Genomic DNA, 18468 nt, shown 5'->3' with positions numbered 1-18468 from the left:
TAATGGGGCGACTACAGACCTCATAAAAAAGGGGGTTTTGCCACAGATGGAGAAAGTAGTTACGGGTAGTGTTGATACAGGCAAGGATACTGACAGCCTTATAAAAGTGGAACGACAGGCTTATGCTTTACGGCGTGATCTTCATACCCTGGGGGATGCCTTGCAGGGGGAATTCGAAGGCACGATGTCTCAGGCCAAGTTGGCTGGTGATGCAATACAGGATGCCAGTGCGGCCACGCGCAACGCCTTGGATAGTGTCAGCAACAAAGCAAATGAATTAGAAAATGATGCCAACACAGCGACGCAAAATGTCGACGCAGTTGCCGCAGCAACTGAAGAAATGAATGCTTCTATTGCCCTTGTTGGCGAGCATGTTGCCAAAACGGCAGAAGGGGCCAAGGGGGCCGCGCAAGAAGCCAAAGGAGCGACTGATACGATCCAGGTTTTAGCACAGGCTTCGGAAAAAATCGGGGATGTTGTTAAACTGATCGAAGGCATCGCAGGGCAAACAAACCTGCTTGCGTTAAATGCGACAATTGAGGCCGCGCGTGCCGGGGATGCCGGCAAGGGGTTTGCGGTTGTGGCCAGTGAAGTAAAAAGTCTGGCGCAACAAACAGCCGGGGCCACAAAAGATATCACTGATCAAATTAACGAAATTCAATCTGTCACAGGGCAGGTGGTCGAGGTAATTGCGAATATCACCTCTGTCATTAATTCCGTTGAAGATTTTTCATCTGAAGTATCAGACCGTGTACAGGAACAGGTCACAGCGATTAATGAAATTGGGCGAAATGCGCAACAGGCTGCCGTCAGTACACGGCAGGTAACAGATTCCATGGCGACAGTCGTTTCAGAAGTGAACGATGTGCGCGGTCTAACGGAAACCCAAGAAACCAATGCAAACAAGATGCGCGATCTTCTCGAAGCGCTCAATCTGCGTTTAGAAACGGCTGTTAAGGAAACGCACGCTGGCGATGGTGAAAAGCTACTACGTATTCCATATGATCTGGACGGCATCTTGTCCTTTCAGGGAAACAGAGAGCCGGTTAGCCTGCGCGATTTCACGAATAAAGGTACGCTTCTTTGCAAGCTTAATGACCCTATAGAGCAAGGCGCCGCCGTCGAGATTGAGGTTCATCCCTATGGTTGCCTGAAAGGAACCGTAGAGGCGGTTCTTCTATCGGGTGTTATGGTGGTTTTTGATCAGAATTCCCAAAAATTAGCCCAGACGTGCCTAGAGAGTGTGATCGCTATAGATCAACCCTTTATCGCCAAGGGTATCAGTACGGCAAAGGAAATTGGTTTGCGTTTCGATGCAGCCATCGATGCGGGTGAGATATCGTTGGAAGACTTATTCGACAGAAAATACCAACCTGTTGAGAACAGCGATCCGCAACAACACACAACAAAATATCTGGACTTTACCGATCGTGTCCTTCCTGAAGCACAAGAACCTGTGCTTGATGTCCATGACAAGGTTGCTTTTTGTGCCGCGGTTGATGTGAATGGATATTTACCAACGCATAATCTGATCTATAACAATCCGCAGAAAACTGATGACCCGATCTGGAATGCAGGGAATTGCCGAAACCGACGTATTTTTACGGATAGAACGGGTGCCTCTGCCGGGGCAAATACCAAAGATTATCTGTTGCAAAGTTATCTGCGGGATATGGGCGGCGGCAAGTTTGTCTTAATGAAAGACCTGAGCACGCCGATTATGGTCAAGGGGCAGCAATGGGGCAATTTGCGCATGGGCTATGCCCCGTAAAAGCCCTGTATGTTATCTCAAATAAGATAAGATCATGGTCTTCGAATGAGGTTGTTCTCTGGATCAGTACTCAGAAATGACCTGTTTGATCCACGTGGTCTTACTTGCTGGTTTGCTTGGGGGAATGGGATTGAAAATAGCCGTTGTTTTTTCAACGTAATCCGGGCAGCCAGAGGTGAAGTACTTTGTTCTTCCCATGAGTTCCGGTGTTTTTTGTACCAGTTCAGGGTGTCTTTTAAGGTAATCTATTAGGCTGTCGGCACAGATAGAGGGCTGGCAGAGGATGGGAACCCCTTGCCCCATAATGTTTCCGATGATTTTTGCAGCTGCCTTTTCAAAGGCTTTCTTCAACAAGGGGTAGTGGGTACAACCCAACATGATCCAGTTGGGAACTTTATTGTTTTCTTCTACGAGCTGGCCAACATAACCCTCGACCAAAGCATCTGTTGTTGCCGTATCTTTTTTAGCCTCTAACGCAGGAACAAGTGCCGGGCACGCCAGTTGAATGACATCAAGTTGCGGTGCTCGTTTTCCAATTTCGACAAGATAGGTTTTACTTTTAACCGTGGCCTCGGTTGCAAAGATGCCGACGGTTCCCTTTAGATATTGTTGTGGATGCTGTTCCCATTTTATCCATGGTCGATCCGTAATGGTTTCGACCATGGGGACAAGAACGCCGAGAATACGCTTTTCTGGGGCGTACAAAGGTAGCCATTCTTGTTGCAGTTTGCGCAAGGCAATGGCCGACGCTGTATTGCAGGCCAGAATGACAAGGGTACAGCCTTGATCAAAGAGGAACTGTACGGCTTGCCGGGTCATTTCATAAACTTCAGGCCCTGCTTTCTCGCCATAGGGGGCTCGCTGATGATCCCCAAAATAGAGAAAGTCTTGTTGAGGCAGAGCGGTCTGAAGGGCTTGTAAAACGGTTAAGCCTCCGGACCCAGAATCAAAGACGCCAATGGGCGAAGACACTTTTGGTCTGTGGGTATCAGCTTTGTGCATTTTTACAGTTATAGACACCACTTATGGCAGCAATTTGGCGATGATGGTAACTAAGGGTGAATTCTGTGTCTGGCGCCATTTCAACAGGACTTTTAGTCGCTTCTTGAAGTAAGAGAGTACAAAAGCTTTTCAGGTTTTCATCCAGCACTTCTTGCGAGAGAGCATTGTCATCTGAGGCACCGGTAATGAGAAAACGTACTTCTGTGTTGGAAAGAATTTCGACTTGGCCAATTCCTTTGTTTTTTAGGGACCCGTAATTACCAACTGCTGCGCGGATAAACTGTCGCTGATCAGGGACGGGCTTTTCTTGGGGCAATATAAAAAATAATGACAGTGAAACGACCGCGATAAGGGCTAAGCCGCTGATGATCCATTTGTTTGTTCGCATGGTTGCTTTGAACTCAATTCCTGTGTAAAAAATAGAAGTGTTTGGTTATATACTTTCTATGTACTGCTGTACTATATAGGCCTAGTTATCCCGAGGGCCATTTTTTTTCGGGATAGTGTGCGACCTGAGTTGGGGGATCCCGGTGACATCTCTGTTACTGGCCTGTTACTGGGATGTTGTTTGCGGAATATATCACGGTGTTGTTAATGCGAAAGCCTATTTTCGGCCTATTGTCGTTTGTCGGTACGATTGCTTTTATAATTGTTTTTGTGATTGTCCTGGGGGGGATAAATCCAAAAGCTGCTTTTGCTGATTTTGCAGAAGGCAAAAAAGCCTATGATGCTGAAGATTATTCAACGGCTTTTCGCTATTGGCACACCAGTGCAGACCGGGGCGAAGCAAAATCTCAGCTGGAACTGGCCCGTCTGTATCGTGATGGTAAAGGAACCAATAAAGATAAAATCGTCGCCTCGCTTTATTTTACCTTAGCTGCACAGCAACAGATCAAAGTCGCAGCAGAAGAACAACAGGACCTTGTCGAAGATTTCTCCAAAGAAGAGCTGACGCTGGCACAAAAACTTGTGGCGAGTTGGGAGCCGATTGACGTGAAAATCGGCCCTGAAAAAACAGAACTGACAGTTTTGGAAAAAAAGGCACTTCGTTGGTTCAAAGCAGCCGAGAAGGGGTCTGTAAACACGATCAAGGAAATGATTGAGGCCGGCTTTGACCTTAACAAAAAGGACAAGGATGGCTGGACGGCTTTGATGCTTGCCTCCCTTAACAATCATCGGGTGACAGCAACGGCTTTGATAAAGGCGGGGGCCGAGATCAACGTTGCTGATCGGTTGGGGATGACGGCCTTGATGGCGGCATCTGTTGCTGGAAACAAGCCATTGGTTGAACTGATGGTTAAATCTGGGGCCCATATTGAACAAGAAGATACCGTTGGTGAAACGGCAGAATATATGGCTGAACAGGCTGGACACGTCACGATTGCACGCTATTTCTCGACGCTTGAATTGCCGGAAGAGAAGATCAAAGAAGCACAGCAGCTTTTGATCGCTCTTGGGTATCTAGAGGGAAGCGCGGATGGAAAGACAGGACCTAAAACATCAGAGGCTGTGAAAAAGTTCCAAAAAGACACCGGGCAAAAACAGACCGGGCTGGTTCGCAAGCTATTGTTAGACAGCCTTGAAGACAAAGTTTCCAATGAACCTTCGCTTCAGGCCGAAGAAACAGATAGCCCCTTTGAAGCTGCGTCAATCTCTAACTAATAATTTATATCGAAAACTAGCCTAGGTTTCTTGGGTAAAAATGGATTTTTTTATGCTTAAATCAGCAGGATTTTAGGTGTTGTTTTCATAGGAATAGCTAACTCTTTTATTGACAAGATCTGCTTAAATGGTTAGCTCCTCACACCGTTTGAAGCGGCAAGACATAACGGCACTAAGAAATGTGGGAAGTTTGAGAGAATTTACCTGGTTTTTGGTGTTATTGGCGATTTATCGAAAGATATTTCAAATCAGAGACTCGACTCAGGTTGTCTAAATCTATAAGGTAGCCCGTCATTCGCGATAACTGTGTATGCTGATAAGTGTCCTAGGTTTTCGCTTCATATTTATTTTAATTTACACTTTAAGGCAGTCTAGATGAACTGGACAGAAGAGCGTATCGAGCTTCTGAAAAAACTATGGGCAGAAGGCCATAGTGCTTCACAAATAGGAAAAATGCTGGGCGTTTCCAAAAACGCTGTAGTTGGTAAGGCGCACCGGATGAAACTGGCTGCGAGACCTTCCCCTATCAAACGAAGCGCAAAAAGCGACGGCACCAAAAAAGATGCTCCGGCTAAAAAAGCGGCCCCTAAAGCTGCGAAGCCAGCTGCACCTGCTGCACCAAAGCCGGCTGCCAAACCTGCGGCCCCTGCGGCTGCAAAGCCCGTAGCTGCACCTGTCCCGCCTAAGCCAAAGGCGCCAATTGCTCCAGCTGCCCGTGTTGCGGCCCCAAGGCCTGCACCTGCTGCCAAGCAGCCAACTGCTGCAGAGATTAAAGCGGCTTCGCTGCCTGCTAAAGCGCGTCGTAAAGCAAGTATGGATGCTGCTGATCGCAAGCTGTTTAGCGGTGCCATGGAAAAACGCAAAGGACCAAAGTGCCTTTGGCCTCATGGCGATCCAGGGGATGCGGATTTCCATTTCTGTGGTGCTCCTGCGATTGCTGGTAAACCTTATTGTGCTGAACACTGTGCGCGCGCTTACATTACCAAAAGCAGCCGTAATAGCAGCAATAACAACAATAACAACAATAATTCCAGCAATGAGAATGATAAAGCGAAAGAAGGCGAAGCAGCCAAGTCAAATGAAGCCGGTGGTAAACCAGCTTAAGACTATTTTCGTTGTGTGATGTGAAAGGGTGCCTTTGGCACCCTTTTTTATGGTGATTTTTTATTTCCTTAATGCGCTCTTTTTTCATGAGCGTTCATCTTTATATTAAGTACTGTAATCAGGTTGTGAAGTGATGCGTTTTATGTCGGCTCGTTCGATTGCAAAACCATTTCGGGTTTTGAGTATTGGCGGTAAGCCTAATCTGGAATTTTGGTTTACACAGACTGTTATTCTTTTGTCCACGATGTTGGGTGTGTATCTGGCGAGCTTCGCTGGGTTTGAAATCGCGGTCAATTTTGATCGATACCAAAGATTGTCGGACGCCCGGAATTTGGAAATATCGCTTCGTGCAGAAGTTTCTGATAATATCAGTAAGGTCGAAGACTGGGCCAGTTCTTATAAAGATGGCCCTATGCTGTGGCATGACAGCCGATTTGCCCCGCGCGAAAGTTATAAGCTGGACGATGTTATCTGGTTGACGATGCGTAATTCGTCGACAACGTTTGAGCTTAATCCGGAAACTTTGACTTCTATTCGGCGTTTTTATAGCGCTGTCGAGAAGCACAAAACGGTTCTTTTCCAGCAACGGCAGTCAAATGCCTTGGCAAAAAATGCGATTAAAAATATGGCTTTAGCGGCAGAGGATGCTCGTACAGATATCATGGTCAAAATGGATGATGATATAAAACGGCTGGATGCCGAGTTGACAGACATTCTAGATTAAGCGGTAGGCCGCTTGTTGGGGATACGTAAAAATCCTAATACTGTCAGACTTTCGCCAGAATTATATGTTTATATAGGTGAATTAGAGGCCTGTTGAGTTTTGCGGATAGGATTTTGCTCTGAAATTTTCAGGATGTGGCTTTTTACGAAAGAGAGCCACAGGTTATTTATCTGGGCCTTTATCAAAGATGATGCAGCATACAAAGGATGATCTTGTGACAAAGAATATTCAAAAGTCGAACACTGATTTTAAGGTAAAGCTTAAAAAGCTTTCTCTGTCTTTGGTTGTCGCAGGTGGGGCCATCACAGGTGGTTTTGTGCTTTCAGCTGCTTTGCCCCAACAAAGCTGGGCACAGGAAGAAGACAACCCCGGCGAATTGGCCCGGGAAAGCCTTGAGCTGATGATGAAATCTTTAAGTCTTGTCATTGATTCCATTCCCCAATACGAAATGCCTGTTATTACAGAAAACGGCGATATCATTATCCGTCGGAAACAAAAAGGCGACTGGGAAGACTTGGACGAAACACCGGAACTCGAAGAGACCGAAGATTCCAAAAAAATATAAAGCTTCCTTCTGCTAGACACAACTTGCAGTCTCGCCTTTTCAAAGGTAACTCATTTAAGCAGAGATGTGTATAGAAGGAACGGTTGGAATGTTCGATAGCCTTGGTGCTTTTGTTCCCGGTGGCAATATGACTTTTGAAGGGGCCGATAAGGGACCTTTGAAAGGGTTTGGTTATGCGGTCAAGGATATCTATGACCTCGAAGGCTATGTGACCGGCTATGGCAACCCAGATTGGCAAAGCCGCCGACGTCCGTCGAAAAAGCATGCTTTTGTGGTACAAAAACTGCTGGATGCCGGGGCCATGGTCATTGGTAAGACCATTACTGATGAGTTCGCCAGTAGTCTCGATGGACAGAACTATCACTATGGAACGCCTGCAAATCCCGAAGCACCCGGCCGTATTCCTGGTGGGTCATCAAGTGGTTCAGCCTCTGCGGTGGCAGGGGGATTGGTTGATTTTGCGCTGGGATCAGATACAGGGGGCTCTATTCGCATACCGGGCAGCTATTGTGGGTTGTTTGGCTTGCGCCCGACACATGACCGAATAAGCAAAGAGGGTGTTCTGCCCTTGGCTGATAGCTTTGATACCGTCGGTTGGTTCGCCCGTGATGCTTGGTTGCTTAATCTAGTGGGCGAAGTTCTGATGGAAGCCAAGGTCGGTCAGGATGCAATGCCGGATAAGCTTTTGGTTGCTGTTGATGCCTTTGACATGCTGGATGAAAAGTCACGTGCTGCACTCAAACCGCATTTGGAACGGCTTGAACAGCGCTTGGGCAAAGCAGAATATGTTTCGCTCAACCCTGATAATTTTCACGCAATCGGTTTTGATGAACAGCTCTCAAAAGGACTACAGGGACTCGCAACTCTTTTCCAGATCACTCAGGGTCGTGAAGTCATGGACACCCATGGGGAATGGTTTGACCGTGTAAAGCCCAAGATGGGACCGGACATTCAACAGCGGATGGATTGGCGCAAAACAATCACCGATGAACAGGTTAGTGATGCGCTTGAGAAAAGGTCACTGTTCAAGGCGCGTATGAAAGCGCTTATTCCGGCAAAGACTGTTGTATGTTTGCCGTCTGCCCCGGGCATTGCCCCACTGATTAAGGAAGATCCAGATGTGTTAAATGCACATAGATCCAAGATCTTGTCGCTGACCTCTGCATCTGGTTTAGCTGGCAATCCACAGATTACGATGCCATTGGCAACAGTCGATGGCTGCCCGCTTGGGCTCTCGCTGATGGGGACGCATGGGTCTGATTTGGAACTTTTGGCTTTCGCTGAAAGTTTTTGTTCTACTGAGGATGAACAACAAAGTCTTTCACCCTTTTGATCGAACAAAAATCTGATTTGTGAAGCTTGAAGTATGTACCAGACGTTCGTGACTGAAAGACAAGAGTATGTTTTTTTGTTCAGCGTGTGGTTCTCTAAGGAGCTATTGTCTGCGAGGGGACAGAATAATCTATGAACTGCCCCCGTTACCTTATCGGTCACAGGCAGGAGTCTAAAGGGATAATAGGGCCTGAAGAGTTAATCTCTTTACGCTTGTTTAGTCGTCGTATTGAATGAGAGACGTCACAGGTATCCCACCAAGCTTTTCCCGACCTTTGAGGAAGTTCAGCTCGATAATACAGGCAATTCTGCGGACATCGGCACCAGCTTGTTGCATAAGGGCTACAGCAGCTTCCATGGTGCCGCCAGTTGCCAATAGGTCATCAAGCATTACAACACGCTGACCTGGTTTGATGACATCTTCCTGAATTTCGATTGTATCCGTGCCATATTCCAGATCGTAGGTATATGGAATGGTTTTGCCCGGCAATTTACCTTTCTTGCGAATCATCATAAAGCCCATGCCCAGACGCATTGCCAGTGGGGCAGCAAGCAGGAAGCCACGAGATTCAATGCCAGCAAGAACATCAGGCTTTTCCTTTTCAATCACAAGGGCCAGTCGTTCGATGGTTTCGTGCCAAGCTTCTGCATGGGCCAAAAGGGTAGAGATATCATAGAAAAGAATACCGGGTTTGGGATAATCAGGAACTTCCCGGATGTGATCTTTCAAATTGATGCTCATGGTCTCTATGGTTCCCTTATTCACTGATCTTGTGTTGCTTCGAATGGAAGGCTTTGGTCGATGTCCTAATAATAACACGGATGTTTATGCAGAACTTACACGGGACATGCAATGATTCTGCAACAAGAGCTTCATCTTACAGTATAGAAAAACTGCCGATCCCGAATCAAAATTCGATAAGTCAATGAGTTTAAGGGATACATGATCACAAAGAGGTGAGGACTGTTGTTTTGCGAAAAGGCTTATGTTGCTATCGAATAAGTCATTATCTGGCGAATAGATAATTATTTGCTAATCATGTCTTGTGGTGACAGATGTCGAACCTTACCTGAAACATTCAATATCGTTATCAGGGTGAGTCTTAAAAACAGTTTTTTGGGGTAGGAGAAGTCAGTTGATCAGACGCCGTTACGGTTTAATCGGATATATTTTAAAATCATTGCCTCTTTTGACAATGGTCCTGTTCGGGAGTGTTGTGTCTCTAGCTCAAGCGGATCAGGGATACCCCTATGATGGAATGGTTGTCGTAAAGAGCGAGAAATCCTTCAATGAACTTGCTGATGACCTAAAGACATCGATTACAGATAATAAGATGGGACTTGTCACCCGGGCCAGTGCTTCTGGTGGGGCAGCCAATGCGGGAATCACTATTCCGGGGAACTTGGTTGTTGGTGTTTACCGAAATGATTTCGCTCGGCGTATGCTGAGTGCGTCTATTCCCGCGGGTATTGAGGCGCCGATCAGGTTCTACCTGACAGAAAGTAACGACGGAACATCTGTTTTAACTTACCGAAAGCCAACAGCGGTTTTTGCGCCTTATAACTCTACTGACTTGGATGTCATGGCAAAAGAACTTGATGGTATTTTTGAGGCGATTGCTAAGGGTGCGACACAATAGGTTTTTCTTTGCATAACAGGACGATGGGTGGGGCCGAATAACCTTTAATACAGCTATCCAGCATGTCGTTATATGAAGGTTGCAGTATATAGTTTCGGGGCTCGCGCGATCTTCTGTTATGGCTTTACCCTTTTTGAGTGATGGGTTAGAGAGATATCTTGATTTGTTCTCTACACCATAGGTTCCCAAAGGGTTTTAATGAAACGCCGCGCAAAAGACACTGCACCTGAAACAGAAAACGATGGGTTTTCTGAAGATTGCTTGGTCTGCGATTTTACTGGGGGTGCGGTTGGCCATCGTCTGAAGTTTGGCGGCGGTAGAGGACAGGCGTTACCCAAGGCTGCTGGCTTTACCAAAGGCAGAACACCCTCTGTCATCGATGCAACAGCAGGATTTGGCCGCGATGCTTTCCTTCTGGCTTCTCTGGGGGCAGAGGTGACTCTGATTGAACGCTCTGTGGATGTGCATGCAATGTTAGAGGACGGTCTGGATCGTGCGCGCTGTGCTGGCGGGCAAGTTGCGGATATTGTTGCCAGAATGACCTTGCTTTTTGGGGATGCGAAAGAACTTCTTCCTGGGTTGTCTGCGGATGTTGTTGTCGTTGATCCCATGCATCCCCCCCGAAAAACCAAGGCGCTTGTCAAAAAAGAGATGCGTGTCCTTCGCCAATTTGTCGGTGCTGATCCCGATGCCGAAGAACTTGTGAAAGCGGCTTTGGATGTCGCAGAGAAACGCGTGGTTCTTAAATGGCCAGCTAAGGCAGACCCTCTGCCGGGCATTAAAAAGCCATCGCATCAGTTGATGGGAAAATCAACGAGATATGATGTTTTTATGACGAGGTAAGTAGGAATTATCTTGAGGCAGCACATCCCATTCAATTGGCATATTTCAATTAATTGAAGCATCGGGATAATTTTTCGTAGCCACTTCCCTTTATTATTGTATGACAATGATATGGCTACAGATTTTCTTGTTATTTTCTTGCGAGAATTGGCTTCGGCCCCCATTTTAGGGGGGCTTTACCTGATGCATGTTGGATCAATATTTAAACTTATATCGACGTTTTTTCTCTTCACATTTCTGTCAGGACTTTATCCTGTTCTAGCCGCTGTTGATAATGACCCCGAAAATGATGAACCAGAAAGCTGGTTGTTGCGTTTGTTGACAGGTGTCTCCAGCTTTGCCCCGAGGGTGAGCAAAAGGGGCATATCATGGACACCGTTAAAGAAATTTTTGCAGATAGTCCTTTTGAATTAGAGGTTGTGACCTATCCTTGGTCACGGTCTATTCATATGGCTTTCACTCCTGATTTAGAGAAACGGGCTTTTGTTCTCAAAGCTATGGAATATTTTGATCAAAAAATGCGGAAATTGGTGCAAGCAGGCCGTGTTCCAGAGATTATGAAATCCTATGGATTGCCCGATTGGAACGATGCACTGCCGTCTGCTTTTTAAGATATTTTTTATCAGTTTAAATTAATTTTAAGTACCCAATGATTTTTTATTTTTAGAATTATCTGTTTAGTCTATTGATTTTAAACAAATAATTGTTCTGTTTGATGTTTTTTGTGATAATGGCAAAATTAAAAAATCAACAGTATTTTGTTTTTTTATTAAGCATGAATTAACTGGCTATGCCCATAATGATGCATGAAATGTTATCAATCCATGCCGGATTAGTAACCAACGGTTTGAAAGAAGCTGGAGAACCATGAGTCTTACGCAGCAAGATGTAGCAAAACTATTGGCAAATTCTTCACCAGAGGTGAGGGCAGAGACCACAATCAAAGTTGCTTCGCATTTTGAAGCAAAGGATTTTACCGAGGAAGAGAAATCTGTCGCGGAAGAGATCTTTCGGGCATTGGTGAAAGATGCTGAAATTGTTGTCAGGGAAGCCCTAGCAAATTCTCTTAAAGTTGCTGACGATCTTCCGAAAGATGTCGCGCTAGCTATGGCTGCGGATGTTGAATCGGTTTCTTTGCCTGTGCTTAAATTTTCGGATGTTTTCTCTGACGAAGATCTGATTAACATCCTAAAATCAGAAAGTGCGGCGAAACAGGAAGCAATTGCCTTGCGTCCAAGTGTTTCCGAGGCTGTCTCTGATGCTGTTATCGACACTGGTAATGAGAACGCAGTTGCAAAGCTGGTTGCAAATGAAGGTGCGGCAATAACCGAACAAGGGTATGGCCGTGTGATGACCGATTATAAGGAAAGTGAGATCGTTGCGGGCTCTCTTTCCAGACGGCCATCGTTACCAGCTTCTGTTTCTGAACGTCTTATGAATTCACTTTCTGATCGGCTGAGGCATTACATCGTCAGTCGCCACGAACTGGATTATGACCAGGCAGCTAATCTAATACTGCAGGTTCGGGAACGTGCGACGGTGTCTCTTTTGAAAGAGGGATCAAGTCAGGAAGAGTTGGAAAAACTTGTTAAGCAGCTTCATAAAGGTGGCAAACTGACACCTTCGCTGGTTTTACGGGCACTTTGTTCTGGTGACATGATGTTCTTTGAAACCGCCATGGCTGAATTGGCGGGGATTACCCTTACCAATGCGCAGGCTCTTATCCATGATGACGGGCAACTTGGTCTGAAGTCTCTTTATAAAAAAGCTGGTATGTTGATGGCTTATTTCCCCTTTGTCGCGGCGGCAATCAGGCTTTATCGGGATATGGATTACAGTGGCGAAGGCAATGATCGCGAGGTTTTCGCCAGCCGTTTGCTGGAACGCTTGTTGACTGTGTTTGAGTTACCGGATGATGAGCTAAGTCCAAACGAAGTTGAATATCTGGTCACAAAATTACAGCAATATTCCGCCTGATACGGGCCGGTATAATAACGGGCTGCTAGAATCAGTTTTATAGATGATGAACCATTGATGATAAGTGGCCTTTAACCGGGCTGCTTATTTTTTTGTTCTTAATTCGGTCTGTTTGTATTTTTTATCCTTTTTCTTGCCCGTTTCTGGTCCATTTCTGGCCCATTTTTTTTGGGGGGGTATGAATGTTTCGGGTGTATTATCTCCATTATGGTCCTGGCTATGTGAATGACTTTTCGATCCCTTTGCGATGTAAGGTCTTGTAAACACCGAGTAGGAGGAATAAATCGAACAGATATGATTTTACGCTGTTCAAAGATTTCGAGATGCCCGGACCTGATTTAGCCCTAACCCTTGTCATAATGCTTATAGGGGTGGTGGTGATCCTTTTGGCGGGTTGGTGGGAAAAAAGACCCAGAGTGCCGGGCACGATCCGTTGGGTTTCTCCTACGGCAGTACAGTTTGCTGCGTTGATTGTTATTGTTCTGATGGTGCCGCATTTAGTTGGGTTGTTGGGGGGACAGGATTTTGTCGCCCATATGTCAGCAAACAGGTCTGTAGGGCGTTGATGAAAAGGGCGATGGGATTACGGTGCCTGTCGTGGATCACAAAAGCCTGTCGTGGATTACAGAACGCTTGCTTTAGATAAAGAACAGGCCCCGATGGGGGGATTTATCGGGGCCTGCTCATTAAACAAAAGTTAGGGGATGGAGATCAAGCGACCCTAACCTTGCTTAAAAAAGCTTCAACTTCTTTACCTAGTTGGTCTGCATTATCAGTCATTTGGATAATCATACCTTCCACAGCCTGTGCCGCAGCATTTGCATTTTCGGCAGTACTTCGAACGCGATCGATAGTATCCGTAACCTGTCCTGTGCTGTACGACGCTTCTTGTACATTCTGTGCAATATCTTGCGTCGCTTGGTTCTGGCGTTCTACTGATTCTGATATTGTACCAGATATTTCATCGATTTTGGTAATAATATCTTGAATACCTTTAATCGCCCCAACAGCCGTCCCCGTGGCTGACTGCATTGATGTGATCTGTTCCGAGATTTCCTCGGTTGCTTTTGCCGTTTGTGTCGCCAGAGATTTTACCTCGGACGCGACAACGGCAAAACCTTTTCCTGCTTCACCAGCACGGGCTGCTTCGATTGTTGCGTTGAGCGCCAACAGGTTGGTTTGTTCTGCGATATCTGAAATCAAACCGACAACATCGCCAATTTTACGCGCTGCTTCGGAAAGGCCTTCGACCTCTTCATTTGTCTTCTTAATCTGACTAACAGCTTCGGTTGCAACCGTCGAAGATTCGCGGACTCGTGTGTCGATCTCTTCAATAGAGCTTGTTAACAGTTGAGATGCATTGGTGACTGCATTAACGCTTTTTGACGCAACATGACAAACTTCGACAATGGCGCTGGCTTCGCTGCTGGTTGCGCCGGCAATAGCAGCCATTTCCTGTGCGCCTGCGCTGGATTGCACTGCACTGTTTGCGACCTGTTGTGTCAGGACACCAACAGACTGTTCAAAGTTATTGGCAAGTTCAGCCAGCATTGCTCGTTTTTCGTCATTGGCCCGGCGTTGCTGTTCTTCGTGTTCACTCTGTAGGCGTTCACGTTCAAGAGCGTTGGCGTGGAAGACTTCCATCGCTGATGCCATGTCTTTTATTTCATCGTTAAATTTTGGTTGAGGGACAGCTGTGTCCGTTTTGCCGTGGGCAAGGTCCATCATAGCTTGGGTCATTTTGCCTAGTGGTGATGTGATGCTCCGGGTGACACCAACGGAGATTGCAATTGTTATCAACAAGACCGCAAGTATGATACCAATAAGGAGTTGGGTCCGTTCCAATAGGGCAGCGTCAAAGTCATCCATGTAAACACCAGTGCCTACTATCCAACCCCAATTGGTGTATTTCTGGACATAGGACAGCTTTTCGACCGGGTTTTCAGATCCAGGCTTTGGCCAAAGATAATCAACAAAACCACCGCCTGTTTTCGAGTTGTTTACAGCATCGACAAAGGCGGGAAAGATTAGTTTACCGTTTTGATCTTCTAGCTTGCTAAGGTCTTTTCCCTCCAAAGCGGGTTTGATCGGGTGCATGATCATTACTGAGTCTTTGTCATTGACCCATAGATAATCACCATCACCGTAACGAATGCCGTTGATAGCCGTTAAAGCAGCTTGCTTTGCCTCTTCTTCTGACATTTGCCCATCTTGGGCGCGTTTATAATATCCGTCGGACAAACTGATCGCAGATTCAATGATGTGTTTTAGTTCGGTCTGTTTTTGCTGGAAAAGATCGCTTCGTAAACTGCTAAGAGAAACGCCACCGACGATAAGTAGGCCCACCGAGGCAAAGACAATCAATGCGATTAATCTGTGCCCAATACGGAACCCCGCCTTTTTTATTTTATTCATTTGTCTTCCTGGTTCATATGAGGTCAGGAATACAAGGATATGACGAAAAGATTAAAAATATCTTTTTAGATTAATTAGTCTTGTTTTATTCAACTTAAGTGGGGAGTCGTCTAACCCATACAGATGTCGTCTAACCCATAAAGATAAGGCCAGTCCCGATAACAACGATCATAGCCCCGATCCATGCGCCGATTGCCGGACGTTCTTTGGTTCGGAACCACATCAGGGGAAGCATGATAACGGGGGTTGTCGCAGATAAGGTTGCCACAATGCCAACATCCCCCCTTGCCAGTGCATAAAGGATCAAAGTCATCCCGACGAACATGCCGAGAAAACCAGAAATGACAATGTGGGTAATGATCTGGCTATCTAGTTTGGTTTTTAGTTTGAACGCTTGAACAGGCGCAGAGCATAAAATGACCAAACCAATAGCTGTTACACCCACACGCATGGCTGATACAGCAAAGGGATCTGCACCCGATGCCATTACGGGTTTGGCGATGAGGGAGCCAACAGACTGTCCTAGGGCAGCAATCAAACCGATGCCAACCCCGATAACCAGCGGCCCTTTAATTGCTTCCCATTTATGAAGTTGATCGCGGCGTTTACCATAGACAATGGCAAGAATAACCCCCGCAATAACAAGGATTGTCCCCATGAGCGCCATGGGTGGCAAAGCTTCGTCCAGAAATATCCAGCCCAACAAAGTACTCATGGGGGCATTTGTGGAAAAGAGAATGGCTGTGCGTCGGGGACCAAGCCTGTTCATTGTTGCAAAAAGCGCGGTATCACCCAGCAAAATTCCAATGAAACCTGATAGCATGATTTCCGCAATTTGGTCTTGCTGGATTGTTTCCCAGCCACCAAAAATCGTGACGTAACTACCAAGCATTGCAAAGACAATAAGCATGCGAACACGATTAAACCCAATGGTCCCAAGGCGCTCTACGGGCATTACAGATACAATGCTACCAACGGCCCAGCAGGTGGCGGCAGAAAGAGCCGCGATTTCAACGAGAAACATAGGGTGTCCTGTTACAACGAGATAGTTTGTTTGGTTCGGCTTTATCTGGTTTCTATAAAGCTCTGTTATTGTTTCTGGGGACTTTAAAGAGATTATGAAATCTGGCAAGCCGATAAAAATTATTAAACAGGATTAGAAAATCTAATCTCGAGAATAATTCCGATTTCATTAAATGTTGTACTGATGGTGTTTGCTTGAAACTAAAGTTAGGGGTTTTGTTGTGGGAATATCAGGTAGGTATAAAACTTACCAAAAATAATAAGCTACTTGAAGTGAAACCCATATAAGGTATCCATTTGGGGACTTGAAAATAAGAAGGGAATAATGTGGGTTTTTCATGCTTTTTGATGAAAATTAAAGCCATGTTCACTAAGGCAAAGACGATAAGGACAACTTGTGAGGTTATTTCTGCCAATTCTGTTATGGGAAAGAAGAGGGCAAGTATTATGACAAGAATGATAATGACAAAAGTTGCTGTTATAGGTGTTCTCGTTACAGGATTAACATAGGATAAAAAACTTGGCAGGCTTTGTTGTGATGATAAACCGTATAGAACACGGGATGCCATTATCACTTGAATGAGTGCTCCATTTATCGTGGCGATGATTGCGAGTATATTGAAAAAACCGCGTGTTTTCAGATCGGTATTTTCAAATATTAAAGCGAGTGGTGCACTTGATTTTATTAAAGTATCCATTGGCACTGCGAGAACAACCACAGATACAACAACAAAATATATAATTGTTGCAATGACTAGAGTAGTAATTATTCCAAGCGGAAGTGTTTTTCGCGGATTTTTTACTTCTTCTGCAACATTCGCAATATCTTCAAAGCCTACAAAAGCAAAAAAAGCGAGCAAACCCGCAGAAAAAATGCCACTCCAAACTGAAAATTCTAATGGAGGGAGAAGCGACGGCAATCTGCTGATAATATCAGAATTAGAATTTACACCAATCCATATCACCAAGCTTAGCCCGCATATTTCAAGTACTGTAAAGATAGCGGCAAGAAAAACTGATTCTAGAATTCCCCATGCGGCGATAATGCCGATAACGACGATTACTAGAATTATTAGATACGCACTTGGGATAGGCAGTAATTTCTCTAGGTAAGCAGCTGCACCAATGGCAACTGTTGCAGAAGATACGACGCCCGATGTTATGACAAGGAAACCTGTTAGTAGTTGTAATGTTTTGGAATTAAATCCTTTTTTGACATATGCTGCCTCTCCGGCACTAACAGGATAGCGTGTTCCCAATTCTGCGTATGAGAAGCCCGTAAATGCAACAACGATTGCTGCAATAAGGAATGAAATTGGTGCGTATATCCCCGCTTTAGAAGCTGTCGCGCCCACTAAAACGTAAATTCCGGCCCCGATGGTTACGCCAAGCCCATACAAAATAAGAAGCGGTAAAGTTAACCTGCGTCGTAATTGTGGTTTCTTATCGTTTTTGGTTCTATTGCTTTGAATATCGATCAAGAATAGGCCCTTAAGGTTTTAATTGATAGGCTGATATCATAAGAAATCAGACCATTAAGATTATATTATCGGAAATATGCGAGGCTGCCTTTGATGTAAGACAGTCCTATCGATGATCTTGATTTTTAGTCAAGTCTTGAGCTGCGACTGATTTTTTCTTGGGGTCCCAGATCGACCATAAACTGATAATGGCCCATAATCCGGGGATGGGGGCCAACAGGGTGAGCCATTCATCATCAAAAAGACTGCTAATTAAGCCAAAGATCACAAGAAAGGCAATCACAACCATGATAGTTTTTGTTGTTTTGGAAGGTGGTGCAAGAATGCGCTTTTGTTTTTGCGCTATGTTCTGGGGTGATGAAAGGGCAGCATGCGGGTCTATTGTTGCTTTGGCCCAATCGGGTTCTGCTTTGCCGTTGGTATCGTTACTCCGCCAAACGCCGTCAGATGTCTCTTCGTCCACTATTTCGGCATCAATCACGTTGTTGGCGTGGGGCCCGGTTTTGTCTTCGTCTTGATCCGATTTTTTGTTGCCAAGCGCTTTTGAAAGAATACGGTCAAGCCAATCACCAAGGATGGTAGCTAGCATCGCTGTCATGCGAACTGCAACCCATACCGCGATGGCGATACCAAGCATGATACCGCCAAATTTTACGATTTCAAAGCCCGCCGGAATTTTCTGGTTTTTCAGCATAACGATGCCAATGAAAACCAGCGGAACAAGAATAGCAAGTATGATGCTTAGGCGGCTAACCGCCTTCGTCGTTTTAAATTTATTCATGCCTTAAATTATTCATGCCCTTGTCGTACCGAACTCTCCCCTTGGCGCTACGGTCATTTGGCCGAACACTCATGGACAGCAGAATAGAACATCCTGATTGATAGAGTGTTAACAGATTTTAACTACTCTTTTGAAATTAACCACTTTT

At 45.5% G+C, this 18468-nt stretch carries 18 protein-coding genes; 11 read left to right on the top strand and 7 right to left on the bottom strand.

Annotated elements, in window-relative coordinates:
* Positions 1–46 precede the first annotated feature (46 nt).
* Positions 47–1771, top strand: a complete 1725-nt coding sequence (locus ACN0W5_RS08080) for a methyl-accepting chemotaxis protein (protein ID WP_417453641.1) — start codon at positions 47–49, stop codon at positions 1769–1771.
* Positions 1772–1834: 63 nt separating this feature from the next.
* On the opposite strand, the gene murI is transcribed toward ACN0W5_RS08080, so the two are convergent.
* Together murI and ACN0W5_RS08070 are read right to left on the bottom strand one after the other, a co-directional pair.
* Positions 1835–2743: a glutamate racemase gene (gene murI / locus ACN0W5_RS08075; protein WP_417453640.1), complete on the bottom strand. Its 909-nt coding sequence runs from the start codon at positions 2741–2743 to the stop codon at positions 1835–1837.
* Positions 2744–2759: 16 nt separating this feature from the next.
* Positions 2760–3161, bottom strand: coding sequence for a hypothetical protein (locus ACN0W5_RS08070; RefSeq protein ID WP_417453639.1), 402 nt, complete (start codon positions 3159–3161; stop codon positions 2760–2762).
* A 206-nt stretch (positions 3162–3367) separates the two neighbouring features.
* Between ACN0W5_RS08070 and ACN0W5_RS08065 the strand changes: the two genes are divergently transcribed.
* From ACN0W5_RS08065 to ACN0W5_RS08045, 5 genes are all read left to right on the top strand, one after another.
* Positions 3368–4435, top strand: a complete 1068-nt coding sequence (locus ACN0W5_RS08065; RefSeq protein ID WP_417453638.1) for an ankyrin repeat domain-containing protein — start codon at positions 3368–3370, stop codon at positions 4433–4435.
* 375 nt (positions 4436–4810) lie between these two features.
* The gene (locus tag ACN0W5_RS08060; RefSeq protein ID WP_417453637.1) at positions 4811–5539 is read left to right on the top strand and encodes a GcrA family cell cycle regulator; all 729 of its coding nucleotides are present in this window, start codon (positions 4811–4813) and stop codon (positions 5537–5539) included.
* Between the two features lie 142 nt (positions 5540–5681).
* Positions 5682–6263 carry a hypothetical protein gene (locus tag ACN0W5_RS08055; protein ID WP_417453636.1) on the top strand — a complete coding sequence of 194 codons (582 nt, stop codon included), beginning with the start codon at positions 5682–5684 and terminating at the stop codon, positions 6261–6263.
* A 187-nt stretch (positions 6264–6450) separates the two neighbouring features.
* On the top strand, positions 6451–6828 hold the full coding sequence (locus ACN0W5_RS08050; RefSeq protein ID WP_417453635.1) for a hypothetical protein: 378 nt from the start codon (positions 6451–6453) through the stop codon (positions 6826–6828).
* Between the two features lie 88 nt (positions 6829–6916).
* Positions 6917–8161, top strand: coding sequence for an amidase (locus ACN0W5_RS08045; RefSeq protein WP_417453634.1), 1245 nt, complete (start codon positions 6917–6919; stop codon positions 8159–8161).
* A 216-nt stretch (positions 8162–8377) separates the two neighbouring features.
* On the opposite strand, the gene ACN0W5_RS08040 is transcribed toward ACN0W5_RS08045, so the two are convergent.
* Positions 8378–8896 (bottom strand): adenine phosphoribosyltransferase, encoded by a 519-nt coding sequence (locus ACN0W5_RS08040; protein ID WP_299375408.1) that lies wholly within the window; start codon positions 8894–8896, stop codon positions 8378–8380.
* Between the two features lie 400 nt (positions 8897–9296).
* On the opposite strand from ACN0W5_RS08040, the gene ACN0W5_RS08035 reads away from it, so the two are divergent.
* The 5 genes from ACN0W5_RS08035 (at position 9297) to ACN0W5_RS08015 (ending at position 13186) form a co-directional block, all read left to right on the top strand.
* Complete coding sequence (locus ACN0W5_RS08035; RefSeq protein ID WP_417453633.1) at positions 9297–9800, top strand: DUF302 domain-containing protein; 504 nt, start codon at positions 9297–9299, stop codon at positions 9798–9800.
* Positions 9801–9998: 198 nt separating this feature from the next.
* On the top strand, positions 9999–10643 hold the full coding sequence (locus ACN0W5_RS08030; protein ID WP_417453632.1) for a class I SAM-dependent methyltransferase: 645 nt from the start codon (positions 9999–10001) through the stop codon (positions 10641–10643).
* A 368-nt stretch (positions 10644–11011) separates the two neighbouring features.
* The gene (locus ACN0W5_RS08025; RefSeq protein WP_417453631.1) at positions 11012–11254 is read left to right on the top strand and encodes a hypothetical protein; all 243 of its coding nucleotides are present in this window, start codon (positions 11012–11014) and stop codon (positions 11252–11254) included.
* A gap of 256 nt (positions 11255–11510) precedes the next feature.
* A complete protein-coding gene (locus ACN0W5_RS08020; RefSeq protein ID WP_417453630.1) occupies positions 11511–12620 on the top strand; it encodes a DUF2336 domain-containing protein in 1110 nt (369 codons plus the stop codon).
* Positions 12621–12943: 323 nt separating this feature from the next.
* A complete protein-coding gene (locus tag ACN0W5_RS08015; protein WP_417453629.1) occupies positions 12944–13186 on the top strand; it encodes a hypothetical protein in 243 nt (80 codons plus the stop codon).
* Between the two features lie 145 nt (positions 13187–13331).
* On the opposite strand, the gene ACN0W5_RS08010 is transcribed toward ACN0W5_RS08015, so the two are convergent.
* The 4 genes from ACN0W5_RS08010 to ACN0W5_RS07995 all read right to left on the bottom strand — a co-directional run bounded on the left by ACN0W5_RS08010 (position 13332) and on the right by ACN0W5_RS07995 (position 18320).
* Positions 13332–15035 carry a methyl-accepting chemotaxis protein gene (locus ACN0W5_RS08010; protein WP_417453628.1) on the bottom strand — a complete coding sequence of 568 codons (1704 nt, stop codon included), beginning with the start codon at positions 15033–15035 and terminating at the stop codon, positions 13332–13334.
* A 130-nt stretch (positions 15036–15165) separates the two neighbouring features.
* Positions 15166–16059, bottom strand: coding sequence for a DMT family transporter (locus ACN0W5_RS08005; protein WP_417453627.1), 894 nt, complete (start codon positions 16057–16059; stop codon positions 15166–15168).
* Positions 16060–16288: 229 nt separating this feature from the next.
* The gene (locus tag ACN0W5_RS08000; protein ID WP_417453626.1) at positions 16289–17539 is read right to left on the bottom strand and encodes an APC family permease; all 1251 of its coding nucleotides are present in this window, start codon (positions 17537–17539) and stop codon (positions 16289–16291) included.
* Between the two features lie 106 nt (positions 17540–17645).
* Positions 17646–18320, bottom strand: a complete 675-nt coding sequence (locus ACN0W5_RS07995) for a hypothetical protein (RefSeq protein WP_417453625.1) — start codon at positions 18318–18320, stop codon at positions 17646–17648.
* Positions 18321–18468: the final 148 nt, after the last annotated feature.

Origin of the sequence: Kiloniella sp., assembly GCF_048270245.1 — a bacterium.
GTDB lineage: Bacteria > Pseudomonadota > Alphaproteobacteria > Kiloniellales > Kiloniellaceae > Kiloniella.
The sequence above is the reverse complement of the archived record's forward strand: the minus strand, read 5'-3'. Positions and strand labels throughout refer to the sequence as shown.